Source organism: Winslowiella toletana, assembly GCF_017875465.1.
Classification (GTDB): Bacteria; Pseudomonadota; Gammaproteobacteria; order Enterobacterales; family Enterobacteriaceae; genus Erwinia; species Erwinia toletana.
Window position 1 is genome coordinate 3034016 of the sequence record NZ_JAGGMQ010000001.1, and the last position, 12492, is coordinate 3046507.

The 12492-nt window shown below is 56.2% G+C and carries 11 protein-coding genes; 8 read left to right on the forward strand and 3 right to left on the reverse strand.

Annotation, left to right across the window (positions count from 1 at the left end):
• Positions 1-4: 4 nt before the first annotated feature.
• Genes sctR through sctU form a run of 4 tightly spaced genes read left to right on the forward strand, consistent with a single transcriptional unit; the run spans position 5 to position 2814 of the window.
• On the forward strand, positions 5-658 hold the full coding sequence (gene sctR, locus J2125_RS14035) for a type III secretion system export apparatus subunit SctR (RefSeq protein WP_017801039.1): 654 nt from the start codon (positions 5-7) through the stop codon (positions 656-658).
• A gap of 7 nt (positions 659-665) precedes the next feature.
• The gene (sctS, locus tag J2125_RS14040) at positions 666-920 is read left to right on the forward strand and encodes a type III secretion system export apparatus subunit SctS (RefSeq protein WP_017801038.1); all 255 of its coding nucleotides are present in this window, start codon (positions 666-668) and stop codon (positions 918-920) included.
• Positions 920-1732 carry a type III secretion system export apparatus subunit SctT gene (sctT, locus tag J2125_RS14045; RefSeq protein WP_017801037.1) on the forward strand — a complete coding sequence of 271 codons (813 nt, stop codon included), beginning with the start codon at positions 920-922 and terminating at the stop codon, positions 1730-1732. The genes sctS and sctT overlap by 1 nt, the downstream gene beginning before the upstream one ends.
• Positions 1729-2814 carry a type III secretion system export apparatus subunit SctU gene (gene sctU / locus J2125_RS14050; RefSeq protein ID WP_017801036.1) on the forward strand — a complete coding sequence of 362 codons (1086 nt, stop codon included), beginning with the start codon at positions 1729-1731 and terminating at the stop codon, positions 2812-2814. The genes sctT and sctU overlap by 4 nt, the downstream gene beginning before the upstream one ends.
• A gap of 699 nt (positions 2815-3513) precedes the next feature.
• Here the strand turns inward: sctU and J2125_RS14055 are convergent.
• Genes J2125_RS14055 through J2125_RS14065 form a run of 3 tightly spaced genes read right to left on the reverse strand, consistent with a single transcriptional unit; the run spans position 3514 to position 8428 of the window.
• A complete protein-coding gene (locus J2125_RS14055; protein WP_017801034.1) occupies positions 3514-4242 on the reverse strand; it encodes an amino acid ABC transporter ATP-binding protein in 729 nt (242 codons plus the stop codon).
• Complete coding sequence (locus tag J2125_RS14060; RefSeq protein ID WP_017801033.1) at positions 4239-5477, reverse strand: M20/M25/M40 family metallo-hydrolase; 1239 nt, start codon at positions 5475-5477, stop codon at positions 4239-4241. The genes J2125_RS14055 and J2125_RS14060 overlap by 4 nt, the downstream gene beginning before the upstream one ends.
• Positions 5478-5494: 17 nt before the next feature.
• Positions 5495-8428: an FAD-dependent oxidoreductase gene (locus J2125_RS14065; protein ID WP_017801032.1), complete on the reverse strand. Its 2934-nt coding sequence runs from the start codon at positions 8426-8428 to the stop codon at positions 5495-5497.
• An 88-nt stretch (positions 8429-8516) separates the two neighbouring features.
• Between J2125_RS14065 and dapA the strand changes: the two genes are divergently transcribed.
• From dapA to hydA, 4 genes are read left to right on the forward strand one after another with little or no spacing between them, the layout of a single operon-like run.
• Positions 8517-9413, forward strand: coding sequence for a 4-hydroxy-tetrahydrodipicolinate synthase (gene dapA, locus J2125_RS14070; protein WP_017801031.1), 897 nt, complete (start codon positions 8517-8519; stop codon positions 9411-9413).
• A gap of 37 nt (positions 9414-9450) precedes the next feature.
• Positions 9451-10269, forward strand: a complete 819-nt coding sequence (locus J2125_RS14075) for an ABC transporter substrate-binding protein (RefSeq protein WP_017801030.1) — start codon at positions 9451-9453, stop codon at positions 10267-10269.
• A gap of 18 nt (positions 10270-10287) precedes the next feature.
• On the forward strand, positions 10288-11037 hold the full coding sequence (locus J2125_RS14080) for an amino acid ABC transporter permease (protein WP_017801029.1): 750 nt from the start codon (positions 10288-10290) through the stop codon (positions 11035-11037).
• Entirely contained in the window at positions 11034-12449 is a 1416-nt protein-coding gene (gene hydA / locus J2125_RS14085; protein ID WP_017801028.1) for a dihydropyrimidinase, read from the forward strand. Before J2125_RS14080 ends, hydA begins: the two co-directional genes overlap by 4 nt.
• Positions 12450-12492 lie beyond the last annotated feature (43 nt).

Consider the following 12492-nt stretch of genomic DNA (forward strand, 5'->3'; position numbering starts at 1 on the left):
GCGCATGGAGATGGGACCGCTTAACCCGATCATGCTGGCGCTGTTTCTTGGCGCCCTGTCGCTGCTGCCGATGATGATGATTATCTGCACCAGCTTTCTGAAAATATCGATGGTATTGCAGCTGACGCGCAATGCGATGGGGGTGCAGCAGGTGCCGCCGACCATGGCGCTGAATGGCATCGCGCTGGCGGCGACGCTGTTTATTATGGCGCCGGTATTTAGCGATATGTCGCAGCGGGTCAAAGCGCTTCCTCTCGATCTCAGTTCGATGGAACGGCTGGAATATACGCTGGGCAACGGCATTGAGCCGTTGAAAAAATTTATGACTCATAACACCGATCCCGACATTGTGGTCCACCTGCAGGAGAACAGTCAGCGCATGTGGCCGCCGGAAATGGCCAGTACGGTGAAGCCGGATAATATGCTGCTGGCGATCCCGGCGTTTGTGCTGTCGGAGCTGCAAAACGGCTTTAAGATCGGCTTTCTGATCTTTATACCGTTTATTGTGGTCGATCTGATCGTCTCCAACGTACTGCTGGCGCTTGGCATGCAGATGGTGTCGCCAATGACGGTGTCGCTGCCGCTGAAGATCCTGCTGTTTGTGTTGATCAGTGGCTGGACGCGCCTGCTGGACGGCCTGTTCTACAGCTACTTATAGAGGCGATATGGAAATTCTGACGCTTTTCCGCCAGGCAATGCTGTTAGTGGTGATGCTCTCCGCGCCGCCGCTGATTGTGGCGGTGCTGGTTGGCGTGGTGGTTTCATTAATCCAGGCGGCGATGCAGCTACAGGATCAGACCCTGCCATTTAGCATCAAGCTGGTGGCGGTGGGGGTGACGCTGGCGCTGACCGGCCGCTGGGTCGGCGTTGAACTGATGCAGCTGGCGCAGGCTGCTTTCGCTATGATGTCGACTGCCTGATGCTGCTCGGCGCACCGCTTACCGATACCTTCCACTTTATTCTGGCGCTGGCGCTGGCTATGGCGCGTATCTTCCCCTGTATGCTGCTGACGCCGATCTTCTCGTTTAGCGTGGTAAAAGGCGTGACGCGTACCGCAATTGTGGTGGCGCTGTCACTGTTTATGGCGCCGGTGATCAAGCCGCAAATCGATCTGTTGCAGCCCGATATGCTGACGCTGACTGGTTTAATTCTGAAAGAGCTGATTATCGGCGTGCTGATTGGCGTGCTGATGGCGATGCCATTCTGGATGTATGAATCCATCGGCGGTCTGTTTGATAACCAGCGCGGCGCGCTGATGGGCGGGCAGATTAACCCGCAGCTCGGGCCGGACGTCACGCCGCTGGGCAAACTGATGCAGCAGTCGATTATCCTGTTGCTGATTGTCGGTCTTGGCCTCTCCACCATCACCCAGATTATCTGGGACAGCTATCATCTCTGGTCGGCGACCGCCTGGATGCCATTCCCCAGCGAGGCCGGTTTCCAGGTTTATCTGAAGATCCTCGGCGACACCTTTACCGATATGGTGCTGTACGCCGGTCCGCTGGTGGCGCTGATGCTGCTGATGGATTTCGCCATCGGCATTATGAGCATCTACAGTCCGCAATTGCAGGCGACTGCGCTGGCGGTGCCGGTTAAGTGCCTGCTCGGCATGCTGTTCTTTGTGCTCTATCTGCCGCTGCTTAATCACCTGGCCGATCAGCGACTCTACGATCTGCGCGATCTGATCCATATTCTGCCGACCCTGCTGGACAGCAAAGGGAGCCCGCCATGAGTGAAAAAACCGAAGACGCAACCCCGCAAAAACTGCAGGAGTCGCGGAAAAAGGGGCAGGTCAGCCAGAGCCAGGATATCCCGAAACTGATGATCTGCATTGGTGTGCTGGAGGCAATTTTTGCGCTGGTGGATACCGGTATGCAGCGCATGGAAGCGATGATGCTGTTGCCGCTGGCGCGCCTGCGCGATCCGTTTGACCATGCGATGGAGGAGGTGCTGACCGATTCGCTGACCGTACTGCTGGGTTTTGTCGGCGCGGTGTGCGGTATTGCGGTGCTGCTGCGTGTTCTTGGCGGCTGGGTGCAGTTTGGCCCGCTGTTTTCGGTGGAAGCGCTGGCGCCAAAATTTGAGTCGCTGAATCCGGTAAACCATTTTAAGAATATGTTTTCCGCGCGCCAGTTTACCCAGTTACTGACCAGCATTGTGAAGGCGGTGATTATCGGCCTGATTGTCTGGCAGGCGATTGAGCCGGAGCTGGGCGGCCTGTCGCAGCTGGCGCTGGGTAATCTCGACGGCTTCTGGCAGGGGGTGATGGCGCTGTTTGTTAAAGTGGCGCGCCGGGTGCTGCTGGTGATGCTGGCATTAAGCGTGCTCGACTTTGGTATCCAGAAATACTTCTTCCTTAAGCAGCAGCGGATGAGCCACGACGATATTAAAAACGAGTACAAGCAGAGCGAAGGCGATCCGCATATGAAAGGCCACCGCCGTCAGGTGGCTAATGAAATGATGAATGAGGAGCCGAAAGCGCCGCGTCAGGTGGCGGTGGAAGAGGCGGATATGCTGCTGGTAAATCCGACCCACTTTGCTGTCGGCCTCTATTATCGTCCGGGTGAGACACCGTTGCCGCGGCTGCTGTTTAAAGCCAGCGACGAAGAAGCGCATGCGCTTATCGACCAGGCGCAGCGCAATAAAATACCGGTGATTCGCTTTATCTGGCTGACGCGCACCCTGTACCGTACCACCCGCGAGGGCGACTATATTCCGCGCGAAACCTTAACTGCGGTGGCGCAGGTCTATCGTCTGCTGCGTGAGCTGGAGGATCAGTATCTGGATGAGGTGATTGAAATTCGGGATGAGTAGGTGATTTGGGGGGCTGTCCAGAGCCGACCAGAAACGAAAAAAGGCAGGGGTGGTGAACTCCCTGCCTTATTCAAGTTCCATCTTCCCTTATGGGCGTCTGGTCAGTTGCTTGATGACAACGATAATCTGCAACGTAACGTGGATTATCTCCAGCGCCACAAGGATAATTGTCAGATTTATCACTCGGCTGTCTCCTTATTCAGGAGAGCGCCACACGCCACAAGTGCTTTTGGGTTACCCCTTATCGCGTGTACCAGTAGTTAGCAGGTACAAGCAGCACTCTTTTAGGTGGAAGCAAACCGGACAGCACCACCTGTATCTGGTCGGGATTTGAAACTTGCGCGCCAGCGCTATAATCCACTGCTCAGAGGCTGCAACTGCGTATGGTTGCCAACTGCGCAGAGTATAAAACCGCGCCACACCCGCTGCAATCCCGCTGCAATGGATGCAATGTTGACTGGCTCGCAAATCAGCGTTAAAGTTATTCACAGTTAGCAGGTACAAGCAGCGCCGTTCCCTGCAGCGGTCACCAACCGCCACCGGAACAGAAAAATAACTCAGCTCACCAGGCTGGGTTTTTTTTCGCCTTCATTTCCCCCCTTTCTGGTTGAGTCGCAATAACGCAGATAAGGGGTTGGATTTAGAGGGGGGCGCAGAGGCGGCGTTCTCGCCGCCCGCAATCAAAACGCCATAAGGCTGTCAGTGATGGATAATCTGCTGTAAAAAATCTTTCGCGCGCTGCGAACCAGGGGCGGTAAAGAAGCGCCCGGCCGGCGCATCTTCGATAATTTCGCCGCTATCCATAAACACGATGCGATCGGCAATTTTGCGCGCGAACCCCAGCTCATGGGTCACGCAGCACATGGTCATGCCCTCTGCCGCTAACTCAGCCATTACCGCCAGCACTTCAGCCACCATCTCCGGATCGAGGGCCGAGGTTGGTTCGTCAAATAACATCACTTTGGGATTCATCGCCAGCGCGCGGGCAATCGCCACCCGTTGTTGCTGACCGCCCGATAACTGCGCCGGATACTTTTCACCATGCAGCGCCAGACCGACGCGCTGCAGTAATTCTCCGGCTTTGGCCTGCGCCGCAGCGCGATTGCGCTTCAGGATACGCATCTGCGGAACCATCAGATTATCCAGCACCGTCAGATGTGGGAACAGTTCAAACGACTGAAACACCATCCCCACCTGCTGGCGCAACGCGGGCAGATCGGTGTTTTTATCACTCAGCAACACACCATCGACATCAATTTCGCCGCCCTGAAAAGGCTCCAGCGCATTAATACATTTAATCAGCGTCGATTTGCCGGAACCTGACGGGCCACAGATCACCACCACTTCACCTTTGTTGATGGTTAATGAGCAGCTTTTCAGTACCGCATGCTGGCCATAATATTTCGATAAATGGGTTACGGTAATCATGCGCTTTTCTCCTGTAACAGGGTGAGCAGACTGTTGGCGACAATCTGTGTCGCGTGGCGCAGATCGTCAAGATGCACCCGTTCATCCGCGCGGTGGCCATTGGCCTCAAGAAAACTGCGCGGCCCCGCGCCATACATAATGGTCGGAATACCGGCAGCGCTGTACAGTCGCGCATCGGTATACAGCGGCAGTCCCACCAGCGGAATCGGCTGTTGCAGCACCTGCTCCGCTTCATCGCTAAAGATTTTCGCCAGCGCCAGACTTTGTGCGGAAGGGGTAAAGGGACGGGCCAGCAGAATCTGGCGCAGATTAAAGCTGATACCGGTCAGTTGCTGTTGCACGCCAGCAATAATCGCCATTAATTCCCGCTCCACCGCTTCCGGGTTCTCTTCCGGGATAATACGGCGGTCGAGGCGGATCACCATATTATCGGAGACCACATTGGTATTAATGCCGCCCTGCACCAGGCCAATCACCAGCGTCGGTGAATCAATGCCGTCGACGGCGGAGTGCTGCGCCGCCAGAGAGTCGCGATACTGATACAGCGCGGTCATTAAACGGTTGCCCGCCTCAATCGCATCACAGCCGCTGCCGGGAAACGCGGCGTGCGCCGATTTGCCCTCAATGGCAATTTCCAGATGCAGGCAACCGTTATGCGCGGTGACGACGAAATAGCTTAATGCGGCGCAAACCACATAATCCGGTTTGGTTATGCCGTTATCCAGCAGCCAGCCAGGCCCGGTATGACCGCCGGTCTCCTCGTCATAAGTAATATGCAGCTCAATCGTGCCGTTTAACGTCGCACCGCTGTGTTTTAAAGCCAGTAATGCCGACGTGTAAGTGGTGATATCTGATTTCGACACCGCCGCCCCTCGGCCATACAACCAGCCATCCTCAATCTCTGCGCCATAGGGATCTTTACTCCAGCCGCCACCGGGCGGCACCACGTCGCCGTGGGCATTCAGCGCTACTACCGGGCCGGGACCAAAGCAGTGGCGCACGATTAAGTTGGTCGCGCTACGCATACCGGCCGCCTGCACGATTTCATCCGGCACCGGCAAAATTTCTACCTGCAGATCAAGATCCTGCAACAGCTGCGCGGTCATCAGCGCATGGGGAGTGCAGTCGCCGGGCGGGTTATCCGAGGGCATCTGCACCAGTTTTTTCAGCATTCCGACCTGGGCGGGAAAATGGCTGTCAATCCAGCGGGCAATATTTTGCTTCGCATTGCTCATGGCGGGCATTCCTTGTATTAGTTAAAGCGTGAAATATGGTAGGGCGCAAGATTGATATCGCTGCTGCCGCTAAGAATAAGTTGAGTGAGACTGTGCGCCACGACGGGCGCAAGGGTGTAACCGTTGGAGGTCACCGCATTGTAAAAACCGCGCTGAGTTGGCAGTTCACCAATAATCGGCGCACCATCGATATTGATATTCATACCTGCCCAGCTGCGTACCATGTGCAGGCGTTCCAGTGCCGGCAGCACCCTGGTCGCTACCCATAAATTGCCTTCGATACTTTCGCGCTGTGACTGATTCATGCGCATCGCCGGATTAAAGCCCGCACTCCAGCCGCCGCCGATTAACAGGCTGCCGTGGGCGGTTTGCTTCAGACTCAAATGACGCCCGGCGTGCGCGATCAGATGATCGATCAGGGGTTCGGCGCGTTCTGTTACCACCATTTGCAGCGGTGCGCCTTTGACCGGAATGGCAGCGCCGACCATTTCGCCGATCCTGGCCGCCCAGGCGCCCGCCGCATTCACCACCCGCCGTGCTTCAATTACGCCACGGCTGGTCTGTACGCGGTAACCACCGCTTTTCAGCGGTTCAATCGCCATGACATCGGTGCCGCGCTGAAAACGCGCGCCTTTATTGCGTGCCATTTGATTGACCACATAGGTGGCGCGCAGCGGATTGATTTTGCCTTCCATCGGGCAAAATTCAGCGCCAGTCAGATTGGGGGATAAATGCGGCGATAAGCGGGCAAGCTGGGTTGCATCCAGCAGGCAGGCATCGATACCGTAGCTCTGTTCCAGTTTGATTTTCTGTTCAAGGAAGCGCATCTCCTGAGGGGTTTCCGCCACCATCAGACCACCGGTGATTTTGATTTCCAGCGATTCACCACTTGCCGCTTCCAGTTGCTGCCACAACTGCACCGAGAGCGGGCCAAGTGGTAAGGTCTGCGCCGCCGGGCCGCCGCCTTGCTCCGCTTTGGCGCCAAAATCAAATGACAGCAACTGCACATGTAAGCTGCCCGCGTTGGCGCCGGACGCCTGCAAGTTGATATCGTCGCGCTCAACCACCAGCACTTCAGCACCGGCATCCGCCAGGTAGTAGCCGAGGCAGTTGCCCATCACGCCACCGCCGATCACCAGCACGTCGGTTTTTTGCAGTGCCAGCGGCGAGGTTTCCACCGGACGGGCGAGGTTGGGCGTGATGGCCGGTTTATGGCCACCCCACTCCTTTTTTTCAAATGCCAGCAACGAGATCGGTACCGGACGGGCAGGCAGGCGCGGAGCAAAAAAGCCTTCGGTATCGCTCTGGCGCTGCGTCATTTCTTCGACTAACTGCACCACCATGCCGGAGCAGGTGCGCCCCTGGCACAGCCCCATCCCCACGCGCAAATTACGCTTTAGCGCGGCAGGGGTATCAATTCCCTGTCTGATGGCCGTTCGCAGGCTGCCCAGCGAAATATTCTCACAGCGACAAATCACCGTGTCATCGGCCAGCGAACTCAGCCTGACTGGCGGCGCCTGGTAGAGTTGCCATAGCGCACGCTGAAAATCTTCAGCTCCGCGCACAGCGCCTCTGGCGCTGCTGCTGTCGTTGTCATCAGTGGTAAATCCCAGTGCCGACAGCGCACTGACGGCGGCGAGAGTGCCGCGCGCCAGCGCCACCTGCGCGCCGCCCAGCCTGGCGCCATCGCCCACCACATAGACGCCGGGAACAGAGGTGGCGCCGTTTTCATCGGTTTTAATCAGCGGTGTGCTGAAAGGCGTGGTGGAGAGTTGTTGTTCGCAGCCCAGCATGCGCGCCAGATCGGTGGAGGGGATAAAACCGTGCCCAAGGCACAGGACATCACAGGCGATGGTTCGTGATGATCCGGCGATACGCTGTCCGTCGGCATCAACGCGCATCACGGTAACGCTTTCCAGCCGCTCACTGCCATGGGCCGCGACGACCTCCTGCCCCCAGTGAACCGGCACCCGGTGTTTTTTCAATACGCTGAGGTAGTGGCGGCCTGTTAGCAGCAGTTGCGGGGAAACTTTCAGTAGCGTCAGCATCTGACGCAGATGCTTAATTCCCGGCTTCGCTGCTCTTTCCAGCAGCTCAACAATACCGCCTCCGCTTTCCAGCAGCTCGGCTGAGTACTGTAAATTCAGCGGGCCATTGCCGCTGACCACCACCCGTTCGCCCGCCACCACCCGATAGGCTTTCGCCAGCGTCTGTCCGGCGCCGGTGGTCATCACGCCGGGCAACGTCCAGCCGGGAAAAGGCACTGGCCGCTCATAAGCGCCGGTGGCAATAATCAGCTGCCGGGCGTGAATCAGTGTGGTTTGCTGATCGATAATCACCGCAATTTCCTGCGGCGAGAAGGCCGCCCACACCGTGGCCTGCTGGATAATTTCCGCTCCGGCGGCCTGCGCATCCGCCAGCAGCTGCTGCCCGTCGCGCCACTGCTTTGGCAGTTTACCGGCGATAAGATGCGAAGCCGCCAGCGGTTTAAAAAACTGGCCGCCACTCTGTGGCCGCTCGTCCAGCACAATCACTGTTGCCCCCGCGCGGGCGGCAATGCGGGCGGCGGATAATCCGGCTGGCCCGGCGCCGACAATTAACAGATCGCAGGTGCGTTGCGGCGGGGCGGGCAGCGATGGCGCGGTCGCCAGCGGTTGCGGCTGGCTGTCCGCGCGACGGCGGCTGGCGATCTGCATCCCTTCACTGACCAGCGTCATGCAACTGCGCTGCGAATGTTTGCCGTCCACCTCCACCACACATTCGTAACAGGCGCCCATCCCACACCATAAGCCACGCGCTTCTCCCTGCTCATTGTGGCGTAGCGCGACAATATTCTGGCGGGATAAGGCGGCGGCAATGGTTTCAGAAGGCAGTGCCTGCACGGGCTGACCATCAAACCAGATGGTGAAAGTTTCAGCCGCAGCGGAAATGTTAGCGGATTTGATTTCCATAGTGCTTGTGATCCGTATTCTTTTGTGTATACATTACGTATACGGTATACAAACGGTATTCAGCAAGCATTTTCGCAAGGAACTCAATATGTCGACCTTTCGCGGTACTTATACGGTTTTGATTACTCCCTTTACTACAGAGGGTTCAGCAATTGACGTGCCAGCTTTAGAAAAACTGGTTAACTGGCAAATTGAGCAGGGAATTCATGGGCTTATCCCGCTCGGCAGTACCGGTGAGTTTTTATCGATGAGCCGCGAGGAGCGACAACTGGTCACTGAGACGGTGATTCGCACCGCCAGAGGGCGCGTACCGGTACTGATGGGCACTGGCGCGGAATACACGCCTGAGTGTGTCGAACTGAGCAAAGAAGCGGAGTCGATGGGCGCAGATGGCGTGATGATCATCCCGCCGTTTTACAGCTGCCCGAATGAAGACGAGCTTTTTGCCCACTACCGCGCGGTCGGCGAGGCGCTGTCGATCCCGATTATGATTTACAACAACCCGGCCACCGCCAATGTCGATCTGGTGCCGAAAACGGTCGCGCGTTTAGCGGAGATCGATACCGTCAGCTATATCAAAGAATCGACCCTTGAGGTCACGCGCGTTCGCGACATTATCGAGCTTTGCGGCGACAAGATGAATGTGTTTGCCGGCATCCTCGGCTACGAATCTTTCTGGCTCGGCGCCTGCGGCTGGGTCGCGGTGGCCTCCAATTTACTGCCCAACGCCTGCGCGCAGATGTTTGAAGCGGCGGTTGATCGTGGCAATCGCGATGAAGCCTTAGCCATCTATCACCAGATCCTGCCCGTAGTGCGCGCAGTCGGTGGACCGCACTACGTCGCCGCCAGCAAGGCCGGGCTGGAAATGATGGGGCTGAATGTCGGTATCCCGCGCGCGCCGCGTCTGCCGATGGCGAATGATTTGCACCATATCCTGCGACATGAATTAGAAAAACTCGGCGTTCTGAACTCTGTCGCTCATTAATGTCATCCGCCACCCCATTTAATTTCGGAGAAAGTCTATGAACGCAAAAGTTTCATTATTCGCCACTCTTTCCCTGCTGTTTGCCGCCGCCAGTTATGCCGACTGCATCCCGTTGCAGGGGGCGAATTTAGTCACCCCTGGCGCATTAAAAATGTCGACCAACCCGACGCTGCCGCCGCTGCAATATGTCGATAATCAGGGCCAGTTAAAAGGGATGCGTATTGAGTTAGGCGAAGAAATTGCCAGACGCCTGTGCCTGAAACCCGACTATACCCGCATTGAGTTTTCCGCCATGGTGCCCGGCTTACAGGGTGGCCGCTGGGATATGATTAATACCGGTATTTTCTTCACCCCGGCGCGCGCCAAAATGATGTATTTAATCCCGTATGAAAGCCAGGCGATCAGTATTTCCACGCAGCCAGCCCTCGCCAGCAATATCAGCAAAATCGAAGATCTCTCCGGCAAAAGCGTCGGTGTGGAAATTGGTGGTTTTGAAGAAAATACCATCAGAAAGATCAGTAAAGACCTGGTGGCAAAAAACCTGAAACCGATTGAAATCCAGACCTTTGATAACTTTACCGTCGCCTTCCAGGCACTGCGCGCGCAGCAGGTCAGCGCGGTGATCAGTATTGATGCCGTCGCGGCGGAATATCAGCAAAAAGGGATGTTTAAACAGGTGATATCCGGCCTTGAGCCGACCCCGGTCGCCATCGCCTTTAAAGATGCAAAACTGGCGGCTGCCACGGCGCAGGTGCTGAACAACATGAATGCGGATGGCAGCCTGCCAGCGCTATTTAAAAAATATGGCGCGGCAATGATCCCCGGAACCTTTAGTGTGCAGGGGCCTTCATCTTAGACGTAAGGAATGATCATTATGGTTCAGGGCTGGAGCTGGGAAGGGTATTTTCATTACCTCACCAACCACTTTATTTTTATGGGGGCGGTTAACACCGTCCTGTTAACGCTGGCTGGTATGGCTGGTGGTCTGTTATTTGGCGTATTACTGGCCTTTGCCAGACTGTCGCCATGGGGCTGGGTTAATCAGTTAGCGCGCATTTATATCTGGCTGTTTCGCGGTACGCCGCTGCTGGTTCAGCTGATTATTATCTATACCGGTTTACCGCAAATCGGCATCCGTTTTACGGTGATTGAAGCGGTAGTCATTGGCCTGGTGCTTAACGAAGCAGCGTATCTGGCGGAAATTATTCGCGGTGGCGTGCAGGCGTTATCCCGGGGGCAGATTAATGCCGCCAAAGCGCTGGGTTTTCACCATCTGGGCGTGGTGCGTTATGTGATATTCCCGCAGACCATGCGTTTGATTCTGCCTTCGCTGGGCAACAGCTTTAACGGGCTGTTAAAAACCACCTCCATCGCCTCAGTTATTTCGATGGAAGAGTTACTGCGCCGCACGCAAATCCTGATGCAGGAGCAGTTTATGGTGCTGGAACTGTTTATGGTGGCGGCCACCTATTATCTGATTCTGACCACCCTGTGGGACTTTATTCAGCGCAAAATCGAGCGTCATTACGCCAGAGCCTATCAGAGCACCACCAGCGCGCCGACAGTGCGTAAAAGCGTGTTGCAGAGAATCACCACCACCTTTGCGAGGGGAACGCCGCGATGAAGAGTTATGATGTGATTGTGAAGAACGCCGATATCGTCACCGCCTCAGAGCGCTATCTGGGTGATATCGGCATCAGTAACGGTAAGGTGGCGGTGATTGCCGCGACGCTTGATGCGTCACAGGCAAAGCAGGTTATTGATGCGCACGGACGGATGGTGACGCCCGGCGGCGTCGATGCCCACTGTCATCTCGATCAACCCTCAACCGATGGCTCGGCTGGCGCCGATGATTTTATTAGCGGAACCCGGTCGGCGGCCTGCGGCGGCACCACCACGGTAATCCCTTTTGCCATGCAGTTTAAAGGCCAGAGCCTGCATGATGCGGTGGCCGATTATCACCAGCGCGCTGAGGGTAAGGCGTGTATCGATTACGCCTTTCATCTGATTATTACCGATGCCAGTGCGGCGGTGATTGCTGAGCTGCCGCAGATGGTGAAGCAGGGCTATACCTCGTTTAAAATCTATATGACTTATGAGGCGCTGAAGCTTTCCGATCATCATATCCTCAATGTACTGGATGCCGCGCGCCAGCTGGGCGCCATCTCAATGATTCATGCGGAAAATGATGACTGCATCAGCTGGCTGACCGAACGGCTGAAAAGCGAAGGCAAAATCTCGCCGCGTTATCATGCGGTCGCGCACTCGCAGATTGGCGAGCGCGAAGCGACCCATCGCGCCATCTCACTGGCAGAACTGGTTGATGTGCCAATTTTACTGGTGCATGTCTCCAGCCGTGCGGCAGTCGAACAGATTTACTGGTCGCGCGGGCAGGGGATAAATATCTTCTCCGAAACCTGTCCGCAGTACCTGTTCCTGACGGCGGAAGATCTCGGCATTGACGACAGTTTCCACGGCGCAAAGTGCATCTGTAGCCCACCGCCGCGCGACACCGACAGCCAGCAAGCCGTATGGAACGCACTGGCCAACGGCACCTTTTCTATTTTCTCGTCCGATCACTGCCCGTTTAATTATGACGATCCACAGGGGAAAAAACTGCACGGCGAAGACGCGTCTTTTGATCTGGTGCCGAATGGCATTGCTGGCCTGGAAACGCGGCTGCCGCTGCTAATGAGCGAAGGGGTGCTGAAAAACCGCATCTCAGCACAACGGTTTGTCGATTTAACCGCCACCGCACCGGCAAAACTGTATGGACTCTATCCGCAAAAAGGCACCCTGATGCCCGGCAGCGATGCGGATCTGGTTATCTGGGATACGGATTGCCATAAAACCATCCATAATGATCAACTGCATAGCGCCGCTGATTACACCCCTTATGAGGGCAAAGAGGTGCATGCCTGGCCAGCAATCACCTTATCGCGCGGTGACATCGTATGGCGCGACAACCAGTTCACCGGTCAGCGGGGTAACGGGCAGTTTCTTCACTGCGCGCTCCCTTTCCCCTCAAAAGGATAATTCGGTAAACTATCCCTGACCTTTTGCTACTGGATAACCCGTT